This window comes from Arthrobacter sp. KUASC02 (genome assembly GCF_059739395.1).
On record NZ_AP046053.1, the window covers coordinates 4784384 to 4805030 of the forward strand.

Sequence of the window (20647 nt, forward strand, 5' to 3'; positions counted from 1 at the left end):
AACTCCTCGTTGGCGCTATCGGGCTACGCCCAAATACGTTTGTGAACCGGATCACTGCCGGTCGGCTGTATCGAGTGTAGGAACCCACTATGATGCATGTCTAAGCCCAAATATGCATCGAGTGATACCCGGAAGGCATCATGTTTACCTTTGACCAACTGGCGGGATTCATCGCCGTAGCTGAGGAACTCCACTTCGGGAGGGCCGCGGAACGGCTCAACATGACCCAGCCGCCGCTGAGCCGCCAAATCCAGAAGCTGGAAAAGGCCGTAGGTGCCGAACTGCTGGAACGCGACAACCGGAAAGTCCAGCTGACGGCCGCGGGACGGGCCTTCCTGGAGGAGGCCCGCCGGCTGATGGCCCTGGCCAGCCGGGCACCCGTGACGGCACGTCGGATTGCATCGGGGCGCTCAGGCCTGCTCCGGATCGGCTTCACGGCCGCGAGCGGCTTCAGCATCCTTGGCCCACTGCTGGAGGAGATTAGCGCAACACTGCCCGACGTCGACATCGACCTGCAGGAGCTCGTGACGGGCGAGCAGATTGCCGGACTTTTATCCGGTGAGCTCGACCTCGGACTGGCAAGGCCGCCCTTTGACAACGAAATCTTCGACTCACATCTGCTTTACCGGGAAGCCATGGTCCTGGCGGTGCCGTCCGGCCACCCGCTGGCTGAACTCAACAGGGACATCACCGAAAAGGACCTCCGGGACGAGCCGCTCATCATGCACTCCTCCACCCAGGCCCGGTACTTCTATGACCTGGTGGTCCGGATGTTCCCCGTCCAGCACGCCAACGTGGTCCACACGGTCAGCCAGATCCTCACCATGGTGTCCCTTGTTGCCGCCAAGCGCGGCGTGGCCTTCGTTCCGCACTCGGCAACCCTGCTGGGCGTGCACGCGGTGGAATTCCTCCCGCTCGAGAGCAGCGTGAACGACCCCGTGGAACTGCACGCCATCTGGACCCGCAACATCACCAACCCCGCACTCGCCCTGGCCTTGAGGACCCTCGACTTCCAGGAGAACTGAACCGTCGCGCCGGAACAGCCACTGGAACGCCACGTTCCCATGCCCGCCCGCACCATGCACGAAGGGTATCAATGCATACAAAAATGAACTTAGACAGGCATCACATGGCTCCCTAGGCTGAAGGAGAAAACATCTACTGCCGCACCGACGCGGCGCCGACATGGAGGACTCATCGTGGCCAAACATTCACCCCAGGAACTTGCCAGCGTTCTCAAAGACGGGCTGCTCTCCTTCCCGGTGACCTCGTTCGATTCGCAGCTCCAGTTCGACGAAGAGAACTACCGCAAGCACCTTGCCTGGCAGGCCAGCTACCCGGTGGCGGGGCTCTTCGCCGCCGGCGGCACCGGCGAAGGGTTCTCCCTGACGCCGGCTGAATCCGCCCGCGTGGTCCGCGCCGCCGTCGAAGAAGTCGGCAGCACCGTTCCCGTCCTGGCATCCGCCGGCGGGTCCACGGCCCAGGCCATTGAAAACGCGAAGGCCGCAGAGGCCGCCGGCGCGGAAGGCATCCTGCTGCTGCCGCCGTACCTGACGGAAGCGGACCAGGGCGGCCTGATCGAGCACGTCAGCGCCGTCTGCAGTGCCACCTCGCTCGGCGTCATCATCTACAACCGCGCCAACGCGATCTACAAGGACACCACCGTGGCCACCCTGGCAAACCGGCACGAAAACCTGATCGGCTTCAAGGACGGCGTGGGCGACCTCGAACACGACGCCCGCGTTTACGCCAAGCTCGGTGACCGCCTGTTCTACCTTGGCGGCCTCCCGACGGCCGAGACCTTCGCCCTGCCGCTGCTGCAGCTGGGCATGAGCACCTACTCCAGCGCCATGTACAACTTCGTCCCGCAGTTCGCCCTGGACTTCTACCAGGATGTCCGCAACCAGGACCGCGTGGCCGTCAACAAGAAGCTCAACGACTTCGTCATCCCCTACCTGGACATCCGCGACCGGGTCAAGGGCTACTCGGTGTCCATCGTCAAGGGCGGCCTGGATGCCATCGGGCGCTCGGCCGGCGGCGTCCGCCCGCCGCTGCAGAACCTGGCGCCGCAGGACCTCGCCGACCTCAAGGCACTTATCGCCACTGTTTCCTGACCCACCGTCTCCTGATCGATCCCCTTCCTAGGAGTTACCACCGTGACACTCACCGGACATTCCCTGATCGCAGGGCGGGCCGTCGTCGGCGAAGGCAAGGCCGCCTTTGGCTTCAACCCCGCCAGCAACGAACAGCTTGAGCCCGCCTACACCCTGCTCACCGAGGACCAGCTCAAGGCAGCCACGGCCACGGCCGCCGACGCCTACCCGTCCTTCAGCACGCTGGACCCCGAGACGCATGCCGGCTTCCTGGAAGCCATCGCGGACAACATCGAGGCCATCGGCGACGACCTGATCATCCGCGCCGGCCAGGAGACCGGACTGCCCGCGGGCCGGCTGCAGGGCGAGCGGGCCCGCACCACCGGCCAGCTCCGCCTGTTCGCGAACGTGGTCCGCCAGGGCGATTTCCGCGGTGTCCGCATCGACCCGGCCCTGCCGGAACGCACCCCGCTCCCCCGCGCCGACATCCGCCAGCGCCAGATCCCGCTGGGACCCGTGGCGGTGTTCGGTGCCAGCAACTTCCCGCTGGCCTTCTCGACGGCGGGCGGAGACACCGCTTCGGCCCTCGCCGCCGGCTGTCCCGTGGTCTTCAAAGCCCACAACGCCCACCCCGGCACGGGCGAGCTTGTCGGCCAGGCCATCGTCAAAGCCGTCCGCGATTCCGGGCTCCACCCGGGCGTGTTCTCGCTGATCTACGGACCCGGCAGCAGCATCGGTCAGGCCCTTGTGGCGGACCCGGCCATCAAGGCCGTGGGCTTCACCGGTTCGCAGAGCGCCGGCATCGCGCTGATGCGCACCGCGGCCGCCCGCCCGGAGCCCATCCCGGTCTACGCGGAAATGTCCTCGCTCAACCCGGTCTTCGTTTTCCCCGGCGCCCTCACCGGCTCCGCCGAGCAGATCGACGCACTGGCGCAGCAGTACGTCACCGCCGTCACCGGCAGCTCCGGACAGCTCTGCACCTCCCCCGGCCTGCTGTTCGCCCCCGCAGGTGAGCTGGGCGACAAACTGGCTGCCGCCGTCGGACGCGCAGTATCCGCCTGCGCCGGCCAGACCATGCTGACCGCGGGCATCGCCGGCTCGTGGAACACCGGGGCCACGGCGCTCGGCGCCGCAGACAACGTGACCGTCGTCGGCCAGGGAACCGCCGGCCCCACCGAAAACGCGCCGGCCCCCACCATCTTCGGGACCGACATCGCCGACTTCGTGTCCAACCACGTGCTGCACGCCGAGATCTTCGGCGCCGCGTCCCTGGTGATCCGCTACGCCACCACAGATGAACTGATCGACGCCATCAACCGGCTTGAGGGACAGCTCACGGCTTCCCTGCAGCTCACCGAAGAGGACTACCCGACGGCGGCGCAGCTGCTGCCCGCCCTCGAACAGAAGGTGGGGCGGATCATCGTGAACGGCTGGCCCACCGGCGTCGAAGTGGGCCATGCCATGGTCCACGGCGGCCCCTTCCCGGCGACGTCGGACACCCGTACGACGTCGGTCGGCACCCTGGCGATCAACCGCTTCCTCCGCCCGGTCGCCTACCAGAACCTGCCCCAGGAACTGCTCCCGGCTCCGCTGCAGGACGCCAACCCGTGGCACCTGAACCGCAGGATCGACGGTACGGTCGAAGCCGCAGCCGCAGCCGACGCAGAAGATAAGGTCAACGCATGAGCACCCAGCCCACCATCGCCAAGGTTGAGGTAGTTCCCGTCGCGGGGTACGACAGCATGCTGATGAACCTCAGCGGCGCGCACGGACCGTTTTTCACCCGCAACGTGGTGATCATTACTGACTCAGACGGACGCTCCGGCCTCGGCGAGGTCCCCGGCGGCGAGAAGATCCGCACCACCATCGAGGAGGCCGGGGCCTTCATCGCCGGCAAGCCGGTGGCCCGCTACCGTTCCCTGTTGCGGGAAATCGCGGCCGAGTTCGCGGACCGGGACGCCGGCGGCCGCGGGCTGCAGACCTTCGACCTCCGGACCACCGTTCATGCCGTCACCGCCGTCGAATCGGCCTTGCTGGACCTCCACGGCCAGTTCCTGGGCGTCCCGGTGGCCGAACTGCTCGGTGACGGGCAGCAGCGCTCCTCTGTTCCGATGCTCGGCTACCTCTTCTTCATCGGCGACCGCCGGCGGACGGACCTGCCGTACCTGGTGGAGGATGCGCCGGCGGACCGCTGGGAGCGGCTGCGGCGGCAGGAAGCCATGACCCCGGCAGCGGTGGTGGCCCTGGCCGAAGCCGCGCAGGAACGGTACGGGTTCAGCGACTTCAAGCTCAAGGGCGGCGTGCTGTCCGGCGACGACGAAGTGGACGTTGTCACCGCGCTGGCCAAGCGCTTCCCCGAAGCCCGCGTCACGCTGGACCCGAACGGCGGGTGGCTCCTCGAGGAAGCCATTCGGCTCGGCAAGCGGATGCAGGGAGTTGTTGCGTACGCCGAGGATCCGTGCGGCGCCGAAGGACGGTTCTCCGGCCGCGAGGTCATGGCGGAATTCCGCCGCGCCACCGGGCTCAAGACGGCCACCAACATGATTGCCACGGACTGGCGCGAAATGTCCCACGCGATCCGCAGCAACGCCGTCGATATTCCGTTGGCGGACCCGCACTTCTGGACCATGCACGGCTCCGTCCGGGTGGCGCAGCTCTGCCACGAATTCGGGCTCACCTGGGGCTCGCACTCCAACAACCACTTCGACATTTCGCTGGCCATGTTTACGCACACCGGTGCAGCGGCCCCCGGCGAGATCACCGCGCTGGACACCCACTGGATCTGGCAGGACGGCCAGGGACTGACCAAGGACCCGCTGCAGATCAAGGACGGCGCCATCGAGGTTCCGGCTGCGCCCGGCCTGGGCATCGAGCTGGACCGCGACGCCTTGGACAAGGCTCACCAGTTGTACCTGGAGCACGGGCTGGATGCCCGCGACGACAGCATCGGAATGCAGTACTACATCGACGGCTGGTCCTTCGATCCGAAGCGCCCGTGCCTGGTGCGCTAGGCGTCCTGCGATAGAACTGAAGCTTCCGCACGGCCGGCCCTCCTGGCGCAACAGGAAGACGGCCGTGCGGGACCCAAGACCTAAAGATAAATAGAAGGGCGCACTTTTGGGCGGCGTTGTCTCCGGAATACTCATCGTCTCCGCTGTGATTGCCGTGGGCTATTTCGCCGCCCGCTTCCGGATCCTGGGACCGGAAGTCCAGGGCGCACTGACCCGCACCGCCTATTACGTGACCAACCCGGCGCTGCTGTACACAGTGGTGGCCGGCAGCGACATCCGGGCCGCCCTCGGAACGGATGCCCCGCTGGCGCTGCTCTCGGCGGCGATAGTGGGGCTTCTTTACTGCCTGGCCAGTTTCCTGTTCTTCCGGCGGCCGGCAGCCGAGACCGCCGTGGGCGCCATGGCCAGCAGCTACGCCAACGCGAACAACATCGGCATTCCGGTTTCCTTGTATGCAGTGGGCACGGCGCAGCACGTGGCCCCCGTGCTGCTGGTGCAGATCCTGGTGATGGCGCCGTTCTACCTCACGGTCCTGGGCCTGGTGTCAGGTGCGCGGATTTCGTGGCGGAAAGTGCTGCTCCAGCCGTTCGCCAACCCCATGATCATCGCCTCCGCGCTGGGCGTCGTCGTTGCCCTGACGGATTGGAGCGCCCCGGACCTGCTGCAGAAGCCCATCGACATGCTGGCCGGCGGCGCCGTGCCCATGGTGCTGCTGGCCTTCGGGCTGTCCCTCGCCGGACGGGCACCGCTGCAGAAGGATGACGGCCGGGTTGAAACGCTCGTGGCGACGTTCCTGAAGATTGCCGGGATGCCGGTGGTTGTCTGGGTCCTTGGCCGGTTTGTCTTCGGACTGGAAGGGCAGCATCTGCTGGCAAGCGTCATCATGGCAGCCCTCCCCACGGCCCAGAATGTGTTCCTCTTCGCGTCACCGTACGGCCGAGGCATGACCGTGGCCCGCGACGTCATCCTCTGCACTACCGTGCTGAGCGTCGGGGCGCTGCTGGTGGTGGCGTGGCTGGTGCATTAGGGCCGGGGCCGGGGGCCAACTGGGCAGGTGGAAGGCATGAGGCGCTCACTTATGAACCTAGCTGTGTGCGTGCTGTTTGTGCGCTTCTAGATGGCAGCTTTTGGCCCGTACTGGGACCACTTGGACAGGTGGTGTTCTCCGTCGATCCTTCGGACGGTTCCTGACTGGGATCGCATCACGATGGACTGTGTGGTGATTTTGGATTTTTGGTAACTGACGCCCTTGAGCAGGTCTCCGTCGGTGATACCCGTGGCCGCGAAATAGCAGTTGTCGCTGCGGACGAAGTCGTTTGTGGTCAGGATCCTGGAGGGGTCATGGCCCGCGTCGGCTGCCTTGGCGCGCTCTTCATCATTGGTGGGCGCTAACCTGCCTTGGATCACGCCACCGAGTGTTTTGAGGGCGCATGCCGTCACGATTCCCTCTGGTGTGCCTCCTGTGCCCATCAGGGCGTCGACGCCGGTGCCTGGTACGCATGCGGCAATGGCGGCCGCTACGTCGCCGTCGAGAATGAACTTGGTCCGTGCACCGGCGGATCGTATGTCCTCTACGAGGCCGGCGTGGCGCTCCCGTTCCAGGACGGCGACCGTGAGCTGGTTGATTTTGACGCCTTTGGCCTTGGCGATCAGGTGCAGGTTCTGGCGCACGGGTAGGCGGAGGTCTACAAACTCGGCAGCGTCCGGCCCGGTGACCAGTTTCTCCATGTAGAAGACCGCGGAAGGGTCGAACATGGCTCCGCGTTCCGTGACAGCCAGGACGGCGAGGGCATTGTTCATGCCCAGGGCGGCCAGGCGGGTGCCATCAATCGGGTCTACGGCCACGTCGCATGCTGCTCCGCTACCGTCGCCGATGTCCTCTCCGTTGTAAAGCATCGGGGCTTCGTCTTTCTCCCCTTCGCCGATGACAACGGTTCCGTTGAACCTGACGGTGGACAGGAAGGATCGCATGGCGTCGACGGCGGCACCATCGGCGGAGTTCTTATCGCCCACTCCGACCCATTGGCCCGCGGCGATGGCTGCCGCTTCTGTGACACGGACCAGTTCAAGACCGAGGTTGCGGTCGATTGTTCCGGAGCCGGGTTTTGGGATGGTCGTGGGCATGCTGACTCCTGTGGTGTGCTGAGGCGGTAAGGCGGCCGCGTTTTCGGGCAAGGCGGAGGTCACCCTGTCAGTTGGTCCGATTTCGCTTCGTCGTAGCCCAGCATCGTCTTGGCGGCGGTGTGCTGCTCAACAATTTGGGCTTCCAAAGGCGCTGCGGGCAGTTCAGCCACAGCCACCTGCCAAGATGGAAACGAGCCGGTCAGGGCAACAGCGGCTTGCATCGCTGCGCCCTTGGTTACGTACTCGTCGAATTCGGGCACAACGACGGGTATGTCCACCATCTGGTTGAGAATTCTCTGGACGGCGGGACTCTCCGCGGCGCCGCCGATGAGCAGTAGCCGGCCAACGTTGACGTCGCAATCACGGAGGGTGTCGAGCATCGCCACCTGGCTGGCCAGTGTGCCCTCAATGACGGCGCGTGCGAAATTGGGGCGGTTGAAATTCGTCAGGGATGCCCCGTGCAGCGAACCGCGGGCATTGGGCAGGTCGGGAGTTCGCTCACCCTCGAAGTAGGGCAGCAGCGTCAGGCCTCTTGCCCCTGGAGCGGCCTGCAGAGCCAGGTTGGACAGCTCTGTGTAACTGCAGCCCAATAGTGCCGCTCCCAGGTCAAAGTTACGCGCCGCGTTCAGTGTGGCGACCAGGGGAAGGTGGGCTCCTGTGGCGTCGGCATAGCTGCAGACGTATCCGGCGTAGTCATGAACGGGGGTTGCCGATTTGGCGTAGACGACGCCTGATGTCCCCAGCGACAGCACAGCGTCTCCCTCGGAAAGTCCGAGGGCCAGGGCGGCGGCCGCGTTGTCGCCGCTGCCAATGCCGATGGGAATGCCGGCAGGGATGCCTGGGAGCCCTGTGCCGGTCACTCCTGCTTTGTCCATTGGGTCAAGGACGCGGGGCAGGACGGCGGTCTTTCCGAATGCATGCTCAAACAGATCCATGCAGTACTCGCCGGTTTCTCCGGACCAGTACGCCGTGCCGCTGGCCTCGGACCGGTCGGTGATGAGCTGGTCGACACTTCCTGTTCCCGGACCAAAGCCCATCAGACGCCAGGTCAGCCAGTCATGGACGACGGCTACAGCTGCCGTTCGTCCGGCGGCTTCCGGGTTGGTGTCCCGTAGCCAGCGCACTTTGGTAACGGTGTCAGAGAGCGTCAGCGGCAGGCCGGTGCGGCGGATCCATTCTTCCCGACCGAGTTCGTTGTTCAGGTCGACCATCTGCGAGTGGGACGCGGTGTCGTTCCACAGGGGCGACTCGCAGACTACGTCGCCCGCCGCGTCTAGGAACACGGGCGTGTGCTGCTGTCCGCTGACGGAGATGGCGACAACGTCGTCCAGTCCGCCGGCGCGTTGCACCGCGGTGAGCAGTGCGTTCCACCAGGCGTCGGGGTGAACGATGGTTTCGGGCGGGTGCGAGGCTTTGCCTTCGCGAACCCGCATTCCGGTGGCAAGGTCCCTCACGGTGACCTTGCAGGTCTGGGTGGACGAATCAACTCCTGCAACCAGCATCATTGCTGCCCTCCTCGACCTTGGTCGTTCGCTCCGGCCTTCACGCTGGAACTCCTTTCAGGTACTCCCACTGGGGTTGGATCTCGGCGTACCACTCGCCCAGAAGGGCGTTTTGGCGGGCGTTGACGAGCACGTCTTCGGGTTGGCAGTCGTCCCAATCACACGGGACACCGGAGGCTAGGGCCTGGGCTCCTCTGGAGACGACTTCGTTGAGCTGTGAGACGCTCAGCGGTGTTCCCAGCAGGTCGGCCTTCAGTTGAAGCCACAAGGGGTTCAGGCTTGCCGGTCCGATGACCTTGACGCGGTCAGGCTGAGTGGGGAAGAGCCTCAGTACGTCCTGGAACTGCAAGGCCATGCCCAGGAAACAACCCAGGACGAGGTCCTCGGCGCTGGTGTCCGTTCGGAGCCCGGCGATCACTCCGCGGGCGGTGGCGCGTTTGCTCGGCGGCGGGCTTCCGCGGAACTGCGGCAGGACCAGTGGGATGGCGCCGAGGTCCACTTGCCCTGCAACATAACGTTTATGCAGCGTGCTGATGCATGCAGAGAGCTGGTCTGCGGTCAGTCCGAGCATGCTCTGCAGCGTGGCGAATGCTGAACCGCCGGTGGGAATTGAGGCGAACAGTGTGTACTCGGCTCCTGTGCAGGAGAACCCGTTGGCCAGCTTGGCCTGCGCGGAGGATTCATCGAGGCTGGGCGCATCGCGGAGGAACAGCAGCCCCTCGGTGGTGCCGGTGGAGTTCAATAGTTCGCCATGCTGGAGCCCGGCGCCGACCGCTCCGACCATGTGGTCGTGGCCTGCTACATGGATTAGCACGTCGTCAGGAAGGCCGGCTGTCCGGGCATACCCGCCGGCGATAGTGGAGCCGTCCAATGCGTTGCGCAGTTCGGGGAAAATGCCGGCATCGAGGCCCAGGAGGGCGCAGGCCTCAGCTGACCACTTGCCCGAATTGAGGTCCAGCGCCATCGTCCGGCTCGCCAGGGAGTACTCGGACCAGCGCTGGCCGGACATCAGTGCGGCCAGGTACTCGGCGATGTTCAGCCATTGGGCCTGATCGCCGGGGTGGCTGGACTGGCCGGAGGCCCAGGCCACCTTCGACAATCCGTAATTGGCGTTCACCGGCAGCCCGGTAATCCGGTACATCAGCGCCCGGTCGGCTGCGCTCAGCGTCGCGAGGTAGTCTGCGCCGCGGTGGTCGTGCCAAAGAATCATCGGAGAAGCCAGGGAGAGGTCAGGGCGGACGAGGCCCCCGGACTCTCCCACTCCGGTGATTGCTACCCTCTTCACGGTCGCCCGTGCCGATGGATCCAGACCGCGAATGAACCCGGTGATGGCTTCCGTTACGGATTCCAGGTCATAGATCTCTCCCCAGGCGTCCTGGACGGTAGGCGTGGTGTGGCGCGCCGAGGCCACCAGTCCCCCGCCCGCGCCAAACATGCACAGTTTGATGCTGGTCGTGCCGACGTCGACCGTGATTGTGGGTAGCACCGGGTGTTCCTCGCTATGCCACAGAAGGGTTGAGTGTGCGGATGCGGGCCTCAACAACGTCTGCAATGGCGGACACGGCGTCCGTGGAGACGCGAATGAGGGAGTTTTCGTTGGGGTCGGCCACGTAGGCTTCGCCGAACGACCGGATCATGGCATTGCGCAGGTCGGCTGCGACGTTGACCTTGACCACGCCGAACTCATGCAGACGGCCGAGCTGCTCGGACGGCAGCCCTGAAGCGCCATGGATGACCAGAGGGACGGGGCTTTCGGCCTGCACCTTGGCCAGCAGGTCGAAGCTGATGCGTGCGTTCGGGGCGTAACCGTGCTGGTTGCCGACCGAGACTGCGAGCATGTCGCAGCCCACGGACTCGACGAACTGCTTCACCTGGTCCGGATTGGTGTAACTGGCGTGTTCGGGGGCGACATCGTCCTCTTTGCCGCCGATGCTGCCAAGCTCGGCCTCAAGCGACACACCCGGAGGGCACATCTCCCGGGCGCGGGCGGAAACCCGAATGTTCTCTTCGAACGGGTACTCGGAGTAGTCGATCATGATCGAGGTGAACTGGGCGGCGAGGGCGCCTTCGACGGATTCGAGCGACTTGCCGTGATCGAGGTGCAACGCGACGGGTACATCGCAGGTCGCCAGCCGGCGGGTCACCATGTCGTAGATGTACTCGTAGCCCGAGAGTGCCACGTTCGTCGGAGCCACCTGAATGAAGGTAGGGACACCCACGCGTTCGATCGCGGCGATGATTCCCATCGTGGTCTCGATGTTGGTGGTGTTAAACGAACCTGCCACGAGTCCGCGGGACGTGCATTCCTTGATGATGTCCATGCCACTGACCAAAGCCATTGTGAGTCCTTTCCAAACCCGCCCCCGCGTTCAGGCGGCTGCGGGGACACGAGCGATGCGCTGACCGGCGGTCGTGCCTGCGTATGAATCTGAGAGAAAAACGGCTTCGCGGATGCCAAGCTGTTCCGTCAATCACAATAAACCGTGATGTACATATTGTCGAGTCTGTACGTACAGAAGAACTGGAAGCTGTCGCGAATCACCGAGGGTGGCCCGGATAACGCGGGGATGTGACCAACAACCCAGGCCATATTGACCGCTATCACGCTCAGCCCTATGATATAGACAGTCCAGCCGATACGTCTTGTACGTACAAGCTCGATAACCAGTGTTGTTTATCCAGGAAGGTTTAATATGCAAATCGGACCCCAGCGCACCAAGGCAGCCGCCCGGGTGCTCGCCGTGACCGCGGCGGGAGCGCTCCTCGCGGGCTCGTTCACCGCATGCTCAACAGACAATAAGGGCGGCACCGCCGGCGGCGACGTCACCATCAACGTGGCCCTCGCCGCGAATCCCCAGATGAAAACCGCCGAATCCCTAATCAGTGATTTTGAACAGAAGAACCCGGGAATCAAGGTCAAGTTCACGACCCTGCCGGAGAATGATCTTCGTCCTGCGGTCACGAAGGACGTCGCCACCAAGGCCGGCCAGTTCGATGTGGCCATGATGGGCAGCTACGAGGTCCCGATCTGGGCGAAGAACAATTGGATCATCCCGCTGGAGGACTACGCCACGAAGGATACGGCGTGGAAGAAGGATGACCTTCTGGAGCCGATCAAGGACATCGTTTCCTCCGACGGCAAGCTTTACGGTGCCCCGTTCTATGGGTCGTCCTCGTTCCTGTTCTACCGCAAGGACCTTGCCCAGAAAGCCGGAGTCACGATCTCCCAGACGCCGACCTGGGAAGAGATCGCAGCAGCGGCGGCGAAGATGGATGACAAGGCCAACGGAACATCCGGCATCTGCCTTCGCGGACTGCCGGGTTGGGGCCAGAACCTGGCATCCCTCACGACCGTCATCAACACCTTTGGCGGGCGCTGGTTCGACGAGCAATGGCAGCCGCAGCTGACCTCGCCCGAGACCACGAAGGCTGTTCAATTCTACGTTGACCTTCTCCGCGAACACGGCCAGGCCGACGCCGCCAAGGACGGCTGGGAAGGGTGCCTGCAGAAGATGAGCCAGGGAACCACGGCCATGTGGTACGACGACACGGTCTTCGCCGGATCCGTCCTCAACCAGGCCACTCCCGCCGTCAAGGAAAACCTCGGTTTTGCGATGGCGCCGACCGGCCCGGCCGACATCAAGTCCGGCTGGCTGTGGTCCTGGGGCCTGGGCATTACCTCCAGCAGCAAGAACCCCGACGCTGCCTGGAAGTTCATTTCATGGGTGACCAGCCCTGAATACATCAAGCTCGCCGGGGAGAAGTCCGGCTGGGACTCCATCCCGCCGGGATCGCGTACCTCCACCTATGAGCTGCCGGAGTACAAGAAGGCAACGGCCGCGTATGCGGACCTGACGCTGGACTCCATCAACGCTGCGAACCCAACTCAGCCCACCAAGGACAAGGTCCCATACTCCGGCGTCCAGTACGTCCAGATCCCGGAGTTCGTTGACATCGGCGACTTCGTCTCACAACAGGTCGCCGGCGCCATCAGCGGCACGCAAACCGTGGAAGAGGCCCTGAAGAAGAGCCAGGACTACGCCACGAACGCGGTCAAGACCGCGGGCTATCTCAAGTAGGACAACCGTGCTGTCCGTGGGGACCATCGCTGGTTCCCACGGCCATCGCTAGCTACGATCGGACCCCCAATTGGCTAAGACCATCACCGCACCCCGGCCCCCGGCGCTCGTCCGCGAGCTCACCCGGGCGGAACGTTGGAAGATCCGCGGCCCGCTCCTGCCGGCCCTCATCTTCACCATCCTCCTCACCCAGCTCCCGTTCCTGTTAACCCTGATATACAGCTTCCAGAGCTGGAGCCTGCTGAGCAACAAGCCCGCACAGTTCAACGGAGGAGCGAACTACCTCACTACCGTCCAGGATGAAATCTTCTGGCGTTCCATCGGGAACACGGGAGTCATGACCGGAGTCTCCACCGTCGCCTGCATCGTGATCGGGCTGCTCCTGGCGCTGCTTCTCAACCACACGTTCCCGGGGCGCGGGATCGCCCGCACCCTGGCCATCACCCCGTTCTTCGTGATGCCCGTCGCTGTCACACTGTTCTGGAGATCTGCCATGTTCGACCCGGGATTCGGGCTCCTGGGCTGGTTCTCCCGCTTGGTAGGACTGCCCGCGATTTCATGGCTCAGTGAATACCCCATGGCGGCACTGATCATCCTGCTGACCTGGCGGTTCACGCCGTTTGCCATGCTCATCCTCATTGCCGGACTCCAGTCTGCACCGCAGGAACAGCTGGAAGCCGCCAGGGTGGACGGCGCCGGGCCGCTGCGCCAGTTCCGCTTCATTCTCATCCCGCACCTGCGCCCCTACATCGAGCTGGCCGCATTGCTCCTGGCCATGAACCTCATCCAGACCTTCGGTGAGATTGCGCTGCTCACCGCCGGCGGCCCTGCGTTCGGCACCACCAACATCACCTACTACATCTACCTGAAGGGCTTCAACGGGTTCGACTTCGGCACCGCCTCGGCCCTCGGCATCGCGGCACTGCTGATCACCATCGCCCTCGTACTGCCCGCCCTGCGCCTGCTCTCGGGCATCTTCCAGAAAGAAGGACGTCGATGACCGCCACCACCACCCTCCCACCGGCAGAGGTCCGGGCGCGCACCCATGTCGTGATCCGCCGCCCGAAGCCCACCAAGCACCTAAAGAATGTGCTGATGGGTGTGGGTGGTTGGCTGGGAAGCCTCATCCTCTTCCTGCCGATCGCCTACATGCTCCTGAAGAGCTTCCAGACGGAGAGTGACGCCGCTGCGGCAACGCCGAAGGTGTTCTTCGCCCCGACCATGGAGAACTACGAGGATGTCTTTTCGGCCGGCTTCTGGCCCTATGCCATCAACTCCCTGATCGTGGTCGTGGTGTCCACGCTGGTTGTCCTGGTCCTGGCTGTGCCTGCGGCCTATGCCCTCTCGGTACGACCGGTGGAGAAGGCCCAGGACGGGTTGTTCTTCTTCATCTCCACCAAGATGATGCCCATGGCAGCTGCGATCATTCCGGTGTACGTGATTGCAACCGCCCTGGGAGTGCTGAATACTCTCGGAATTCTCATCGTGATGCACATCGGCATGAACCTGCCATTGGCGATCTGGATGATCCGGTCGTTCATGCAGGAAATCCCGGAAGAAATCCTGGAGGCAGCTTCTGTCGACGGTGCGTCCCGGTGGCGGGCAGCCCGGTCGATCATCCTCCCCCTGGTTCGCCCGGGACTGGCATCCACAGCCCTGCTATGTGCTGTTTTCTCCTGGAACGAGTATTTCTTCGCCGTGAACCTGACAAACTCCACGTCCACCCTTCCGCTGTTTCTGCAGAAGTTCCTCAGCTTTGGCGAGCTCTACACGGCCCACGTCGCGGCTGCCGCGACGCTGCTGAGCATCCCCGTCATCATCGCCGGCTGGATGGCTCAGAAGTCCCTCGTCCGCGGTCTGCTCTTCGGCGCCGTGAAATAGGAAGCCAAAACCGGATGCACACGGATCCTCCCTAGACCTGACAGAACATGTGGCAACAGTAAAGGCTCCCGCCGGCGGCGGGAGCCTTTACTGTTGGGCGCGAAGCACCTCCCTGTTTGCGTACCCGGGCGTCGGGCGTCATCTGTACGTACAGTACGCTTCGTCTAGACATTTCGTCTCAACTTGTCGTATTCTTGTGATCCAGTAGACATCCCGCTCCGGGCAATTGCGGAGCCGGACCAAACTCTCACGGTCGAGGATCGCCCTCTGCCGTAACCAAGCGGAGAGGAGCGCAGATGCGCGCCGTAATTCTGGACGGAACCGGATCAGTCGAGGTTGCAGAGATCGAGGACCCGATCGCCGGCGCAGGCGAGGTCGTCATTGCCCCTGAAGCGGTGGGTATTTGCGGCACTGACATCCACCTCGCCTCCGGCGACTACCCCACCGGGACCTTTCCCGTTGTCCCCGGGCATGAATTTGCCGGCACGATCGTCCAGGTTGGTTCCGATGTCAATGGCTTCAAAGTCGGCGACCGGGTCTGTGTCGACCCGAACGTGGCATGCGGCTCCTGCGACCAGTGCCAAGCAGGTGCAACGAACCTCTGTCGGAATCTTGTCCCCATTGGAGTCACCAGCAACGGCGCTGTCGCAGAACTGGTCAAAGTCCCGACATCCGTCGTTTTCGCCCTGCCCGACGGTATCGACTGGACCACCGCGGCACTGATTGAACCCCTGGCCTGCGTACTGCATGCCCTGGGCCGGGTCGCCCCGGTCACCGGCAAGCGTGTCCTGATCTACGGCGCAGGCTCCATCGGCCTTCTGGCCGCCGCACTGGTCAAGGCACGCGGCGCAGCCAGCATCGACATCGTCGAGCCCAGCCCGGTGCGGCGCGAAGCAGCCCTCGAATTCGGTGCAGACAACGCCTACTCCCCCGGGGAACGAACCACCGAACGCGACATCGACCTGGTCATCGAAGCCAGCGGCCACCCCTCGGCCGTCAAGGACGCCATCGCCAAACTCGCTGAACGAGGCACCCTGCTGCAGATGGGCGTCGTCAGCCCGACCGCCAGCATCGACCTTTTCCCCTATGACCTCTTTGACCGGGAGCTGTCCTTCGTGGGCTCACAGTCGCTCGCGACGTCCTACCCGGCCGCGGTCGAGGCCATCAAGGATCTCCCTGAACTTGCATCCCGCATGGTGACCCACACGTTCGGGCTCGAAGACTACGCTGCAGCCCTCGAAGCGGCACACTCCGAATCCGCTCGAAAAGTCCACATCCTGCCGCAGCGCTAAACCCCGCTCGCCCTTTCACGAAAGTACTCACTGATGTCTGCACAATCCGCTGCAAACAGCCCCACCCGCCCGGCTCTCCTGGACCGTCTCGGGCTGCCCCGCCCCCTGATCTGGGGCTTCGTCGGGCTCCTGCTCTTCATGGTCGGCGACGGCGTCGAATCCGGCTACATCGCACCGTTCCTGGCCGCCAACGGTGCCGGCACCGAAACCAGCGCCGCTGTCATCATCACCGCCTACGGCCTGATCGTCACTCTGGGTTCCTGGCTCGCCGGAGCTCTCTCCGACGTCCTGGGTCCCCGCAAGGTCATGCTGTTCGGTCTCGTTACCTGGGCTGTCTTCGAGGTCCTCTTCCTGGCAGTCGCGGTCCCGTCCCAGAACTTCACACTGATACTGCTGACCTACGGCATCCGCGGCTTCGGCTATCCCCTGTTTGCCTATGGCTTCCTGGTCTGGATCCTGGCAGGTAGCCCGGCGAACCGGCTCGGCTCCGCTGTCGGCTGGTTCTACTTCGCCTTCACCGGAGGGCTCCCCACTCTCGGCTCGCTGCTTGCCAGCGGCACCGAACCCCTCATCGGTGAATACATGACCCTGTGGGTCTCGCTGGTCACGGTTATCGCCGGCGGCATCATCTGCCTCATCGGAATCCGCAACGCCAAAGGGGGCAACCGCCTGGCCGCCCCCGGCGTGACCGCCCGCCAGAGCATCGTCAACAGTGTCTCCATCGCTGTCAAGATTCCCCGCGTCGGCCTCGGCTGCCTCATCCGCGTCGTCAACACCGCGCCCCAGTTTGGATTCCTGGTCTTCCTTCCGACAGTCTTCGGCACGCAGCTCGGCTTCGGCACCGCAGGGTGGCTGCAGCTGATCTTCACCATGGGTTTCGCGAACATCTTCGCCAACCTTTTCTTCGGCGTCCTCAGCGACAAACTCGGCTGGCACCGCACGCTGCGCTGGTTCGGCTGCATCGGCTCAGCCGTCAGCTCCTTGTGCTTCTACTTCATTCCGCAGATGACGGGCTCGCAGTACTGGGTGGCAGTTGTGTGCGCCGCCTTCTACGGTGTGACCCTGGCCGGCTTCACGCCCATCTCGGTGCTGATGTCCCTGATGGCCCCGGGACAGAAAGGCAACGCCGTGGCGCTGCTGAATCTGGGCGCCGGAGCGGCAACGTTCGTCGGGCCGCTGATCGTCGCGGTCTTCCTTGGTCTCATCGGACCCGGCGGGGTCACGATCATCTTCGCAGGCCTGTATGTCGCCGCGGGCGTGGCCGTCCGGTGGCTTCGAATTCCCGAGGAGGCCGAGGTCCGCAAAAGCGATACTCCTGCGTCCGATCTCGTAGGAGTATGACCGCATCGGTTGCAAAGAGGAGGAGCCCCCGTTTCAACACCGAAACGGGGGCTCCTCCTCTTTGCGCTAGCGGCCGGAAGTGAGATCCAGGCTGCTGACGTTCACCTCTAGCGGCACGATCTCACTGCGCACCCAGGTCTCATAGACATCGAAGCGCTCCCCTGCCGTCGTCCAGGACGTGGAGTGGATCCGGAGCAGCGGAGAGGAATCCGTGACGTTAAGCGCTTGGGCGATCTCCGGCGTCGGGTTGACTGCCCGGATAGTCCTATTGGCCCCGCCCAAGCCGTACCCGGCACTGGTCAGCAAAGCGGACAGGGGAGCTTGCCCGGCGAGGACTTCCTGTGCCCCGGCGATCACCGGTGCCACCGCCGGCGGGCTGTAGTTAATGCTGTACACCGCGGGGATGCCATCTACGGACCGCACTCGGACCAATTCAAAGCCCCTAGTCCCCTCGGGAAGCTCCAAAGATCGGCAGGCGCTCTCCGGCAAAACCACGGGTCCGGAACGCAGCACCTGAGTGGTGACGGGTCTGTTCTGGTGACCCAGCGCGTTCTCCAGGAAGCCCTGTTGCCCTTGAATAACCCAGCCCCGATCGGCCGACGGCTCGCTCGCGAAGACCCCCCGGCCCGGAATGCGGTGCGCAAGGCCCTTGGACTCCAGCAGTTTCAGGGCCTGGCGCACCGTCGCCCTGGACAACCCAAATTCGGTGCAGAGTTCATTCTCGCTCGGCAACCGCTCACCGGACTCGATGTTCTTGGAAGAGATCCTGCGCTCCAGAACGTCGAAAAGCTGGCGGTAATACGGGGTCGGTGACTGACGGTCGATCGCCTCAGCAGCTGCTATGGACACGAAGTCCTCCTTCGATGAGGTCTGCGAGTAGGGACATTGTCCACTTCATTATAGACGGACCGTACAGTCCAGTCAGAGTCCGGAATGGTGCGTCGTGGAGTCCTCGCAGCCGCAGCGGTGGGCTTGACTGGTGTCGGCCGCCGCGCATAAGGTGGATTTACTTGTCCAGACTGTACATACAGTTAGAGCAGAGCGGCTCAGACCCCGGCACTGGGCGACGTCATTACAAGCAAGCTGTTCGACAGCAGCGTGGCTCGTCTACAGAAAGCAGGCTTCAATGTCCATGGAATACCGCATGCGCCGTACGCTCCCGAGCGACCGAGCCGCAATCATTATGCCCGTAGACCACGGCCTGATCTTTAAGCGCATCGAGGGTCTTGAAACCCCCGCAGCTCCCTTCGCTGCCTGGTCCGCTCAAGGTGTCACGGGCTTCATGATGACCCCAGGACAGGTCAAGCAGACCGAGGCCTTCTTCGCCCGCACCCCCCACCTGAGCCGCGTTATGGCCATCGACACCTACTACGACTACCGGGAGGTGGACGGCCAAGGCTCCCATGGCCTGATCACCACGGTTGAGGAAGCCGTCCGCATGGGTGTCGACGCCGTGAAGATGCTGTTCCCCTGGAACATGTCCAACGCTGAAAGGGCCACCCTCTGCACGCGCGTGGGACAGGTTGTGTCTGCCTGCGAGCGTTGGGACATACCCTTGGTTCTGGAACCGGTGCTCATGGGCGCCCCGCGTTCGGAGGCTGTCATCGTTGAGGAAGAACAAGTGGCACGTATCGCCTACGACCTTGGTGCCCACATCATCAAGATTGCGTTCCCCGGCGAAGAGCGCACCAAACGCCTCGTCGACGAACTTGGCGTGCCGCTGGTGATCGCTGGAGGTCCGCTCGCCGGCGAGCCTGCCGATACCATCGAGGCAGTTGCGGAAACCATCCGCGCCGGGGCCCGTGGTGTGATCGTCGGCCGGAATATCTGGCAGCGTGAACGCGTCATTGCCGAGAAGACTCTCGCCGAGATTGCTTCCCTGACCCAGGGCGTTTCCTTCAACGACTAGGGGGCCGGCAATCTTTACACCGCATAGATCAAGGGATGGCGAAATATGGGCGGAACGAGCGAACAGACAGAGGTCGTCTGTGGCATCGACATTGGCAGCACAAATCTCAAAGTAGTCGCGCTTGACCGCAACGGCCGCGTCGTCGCACGCGCCAGGCAAACAACACCCCGCAACCCGTCCGACCTTTCTATTGATGCCCAGTCGATCCTGGACGCAATTGAAGACATGATCATCGACGCCTGCGGATCCGATTACATCGTTGCTGCCGTGGCATCAGCCGGAGTCGGAGAAGACGGGGTCCTCGTTGACAGCAACCGCAAGCCTCTGGGCCGCGCTCTGGCCTGGTTCGACCCACGCCGGACACGGCTATTCGACGCATTGGAACCCCGTCTGACCGCGTCAAAAGGTCTCGGCGTCACCACCAATCCCTCCCACTCCCTCATCGGTTGGCTCTGGTCGAGCCAACAGGACCATGGCGGCAACGCCTCAACCTGGGCGGCCATCACCGACTTCGCCGCATGCTCCTGGTCCCGCAGGACTTTCATCAGCGAAACCCTCGCAGCGCGCACCGCAGCTTGGGACGTCCAGACCCGCGCATGGCTGACTGAACGCGTCGAAATGACGCTCGGTTCGTCCGCACTGCTGCCAGAAGTCCTCCGGACCGGGGAGCCGGTTGGGCCCCTTTATTCCCCCCGCCTGAGCCATGCAGGAGTCCTTGCACCCACAGCCATCGTCGTGGCAGGCGGGCACGACCACCCCATCGGCGGATGGGGTGTCGACCAGCTGCACCCCGGCGCGATTCTTGATTCCATGGGCACCGCGGAAGTTGTGGTGGCCCAGTCCCCGACCGCAAACGTGCTCCGGTTCGACGGCTGCGATGTCGCTCCGGGCATACTCAGCCACGGAACCACCTTGTTGGCCGTCACTGAGTTCGCCCGAAACGTCCAGTGGATTTCGCAGGACCCGGCTGTCGCAGCGGCGTTTGACGCAATCGTCGCCGGCAGCCAAAAACCTGATGGCCACCTGCATTCAGAGAGCTTTATTCCCGGCGGACAAGGTGGAGTCCGGCCGCGCTACGCCCCAGACGCCCCTGCCGGACCCTCGTCCCGGGCTTCGGCCGTGGCAGGTGCACTGGCCCGTGCCGGCGGAGCGGCCATCCACTCCGTTGCTTCCATGATGCCTCCAGGTGCTCCCGTGTATGTCGCTGGCGGCTGGGCAAGATCCCAGGGCTGGATCGATATCAAAAGGGCCGTCATCGGCACGGACGTCCACATCATCCCGGAACCTGAAGTCACTGCCGTCGGCGCGGCCCTGCTAGCTGCCCGTGGCATCAACTGGCCCAGTCCCGCCCGCACGGCCCTTTCATTCAACCCCACACGCATCTAGTCGCACCCTCGGCGAAGACGACCGTTCGA

General features: G+C 64.0%; 17 protein-coding genes. 12 read left to right on the forward strand and 5 right to left on the reverse strand.

Annotated elements, in window-relative coordinates:
• The first annotated feature begins 140 nt into the window (after positions 1-140).
• The 5 genes from AC6JAC_RS22095 (at position 141) to AC6JAC_RS22115 (ending at position 6131) form a co-directional block, all read left to right on the forward strand.
• Complete coding sequence (locus AC6JAC_RS22095; protein WP_028272303.1) at positions 141-1025, forward strand: LysR family transcriptional regulator; 885 nt, start codon at positions 141-143, stop codon at positions 1023-1025.
• A gap of 174 nt (positions 1026-1199) precedes the next feature.
• Positions 1200-2114, forward strand: coding sequence for a 5-dehydro-4-deoxyglucarate dehydratase (kdgD, locus tag AC6JAC_RS22100; RefSeq protein WP_497966672.1), 915 nt, complete (start codon positions 1200-1202; stop codon positions 2112-2114).
• Positions 2115-2156: 42 nt separating this feature from the next.
• The gene (locus tag AC6JAC_RS22105) at positions 2157-3779 is read left to right on the forward strand and encodes an aldehyde dehydrogenase (NADP(+)) (RefSeq protein WP_497966673.1); all 1623 of its coding nucleotides are present in this window, start codon (positions 2157-2159) and stop codon (positions 3777-3779) included.
• Positions 3776-5104, forward strand: coding sequence for an enolase C-terminal domain-like protein (locus tag AC6JAC_RS22110; RefSeq protein WP_454697220.1), 1329 nt, complete (start codon positions 3776-3778; stop codon positions 5102-5104). Before AC6JAC_RS22105 ends, AC6JAC_RS22110 begins: the two co-directional genes overlap by 4 nt.
• Positions 5105-5210: 106 nt before the next feature.
• Positions 5211-6131, forward strand: coding sequence for an AEC family transporter (locus tag AC6JAC_RS22115; RefSeq protein ID WP_497966675.1), 921 nt, complete (start codon positions 5211-5213; stop codon positions 6129-6131).
• A gap of 86 nt (positions 6132-6217) precedes the next feature.
• Here the strand turns inward: AC6JAC_RS22115 and glpX are convergent, their stop codons facing one another.
• Genes glpX through AC6JAC_RS22135 form a run of 4 tightly spaced genes read right to left on the reverse strand, consistent with a single transcriptional unit; the run spans position 6218 to position 11069 of the window.
• Positions 6218-7228: a class II fructose-bisphosphatase gene (gene glpX, locus AC6JAC_RS22120; protein ID WP_497966677.1), complete on the reverse strand. Its 1011-nt coding sequence runs from the start codon at positions 7226-7228 to the stop codon at positions 6218-6220.
• Positions 7229-7287: 59 nt separating this feature from the next.
• Positions 7288-8733: an FGGY family carbohydrate kinase gene (locus tag AC6JAC_RS22125; RefSeq protein WP_497966679.1), complete on the reverse strand. Its 1446-nt coding sequence runs from the start codon at positions 8731-8733 to the stop codon at positions 7288-7290.
• Between the two features lie 37 nt (positions 8734-8770).
• Complete coding sequence (locus AC6JAC_RS22130) at positions 8771-10216, reverse strand: FGGY-family carbohydrate kinase (RefSeq protein WP_497966681.1); 1446 nt, start codon at positions 10214-10216, stop codon at positions 8771-8773.
• Between the two features lie 13 nt (positions 10217-10229).
• On the reverse strand, positions 10230-11069 hold the full coding sequence (locus tag AC6JAC_RS22135; RefSeq protein ID WP_497966683.1) for a class II fructose-bisphosphate aldolase: 840 nt from the start codon (positions 11067-11069) through the stop codon (positions 10230-10232).
• Positions 11070-11423: 354 nt separating this feature from the next.
• On the opposite strand from AC6JAC_RS22135, the gene AC6JAC_RS22140 reads away from it, so the two are divergent.
• The 5 genes from AC6JAC_RS22140 to AC6JAC_RS22160 all read left to right on the forward strand — a co-directional run bounded on the left by AC6JAC_RS22140 (position 11424) and on the right by AC6JAC_RS22160 (position 17323).
• Positions 11424-12809, forward strand: coding sequence for an ABC transporter substrate-binding protein (locus tag AC6JAC_RS22140; RefSeq protein ID WP_454697214.1), 1386 nt, complete (start codon positions 11424-11426; stop codon positions 12807-12809).
• Between the two features lie 70 nt (positions 12810-12879).
• Complete coding sequence (locus AC6JAC_RS22145; RefSeq protein ID WP_454697213.1) at positions 12880-13809, forward strand: carbohydrate ABC transporter permease; 930 nt, start codon at positions 12880-12882, stop codon at positions 13807-13809.
• Positions 13806-14690, forward strand: coding sequence for a carbohydrate ABC transporter permease (locus AC6JAC_RS22150; protein WP_497966685.1), 885 nt, complete (start codon positions 13806-13808; stop codon positions 14688-14690). Before AC6JAC_RS22145 ends, AC6JAC_RS22150 begins: the two co-directional genes overlap by 4 nt.
• Positions 14691-14986: 296 nt before the next feature.
• The gene (locus AC6JAC_RS22155; RefSeq protein WP_497966687.1) at positions 14987-15982 is read left to right on the forward strand and encodes an alcohol dehydrogenase catalytic domain-containing protein; all 996 of its coding nucleotides are present in this window, start codon (positions 14987-14989) and stop codon (positions 15980-15982) included.
• Between the two features lie 33 nt (positions 15983-16015).
• Positions 16016-17323, forward strand: coding sequence for an MFS transporter (locus AC6JAC_RS22160; protein WP_497966689.1), 1308 nt, complete (start codon positions 16016-16018; stop codon positions 17321-17323).
• Positions 17324-17389: 66 nt separating this feature from the next.
• Here AC6JAC_RS22160 and AC6JAC_RS22165 read toward each other — a convergent pair whose 3' ends face one another.
• Positions 17390-18172 carry a GntR family transcriptional regulator gene (locus AC6JAC_RS22165; RefSeq protein WP_454697209.1) on the reverse strand — a complete coding sequence of 261 codons (783 nt, stop codon included), beginning with the start codon at positions 18170-18172 and terminating at the stop codon, positions 17390-17392.
• A 334-nt stretch (positions 18173-18506) separates the two neighbouring features.
• Here AC6JAC_RS22165 and AC6JAC_RS22170 point away from each other — a divergent pair, with 334 nt between their 5' ends.
• Positions 18507-19232, forward strand: a complete 726-nt coding sequence (locus AC6JAC_RS22170) for a class I fructose-bisphosphate aldolase (RefSeq protein ID WP_497966904.1) — start codon at positions 18507-18509, stop codon at positions 19230-19232.
• A gap of 45 nt (positions 19233-19277) precedes the next feature.
• A complete protein-coding gene (locus tag AC6JAC_RS22175) occupies positions 19278-20618 on the forward strand; it encodes an FGGY-family carbohydrate kinase (RefSeq protein WP_497966691.1) in 1341 nt (446 codons plus the stop codon).
• The last annotated feature ends 29 nt before the right edge of the window (positions 20619-20647 follow it).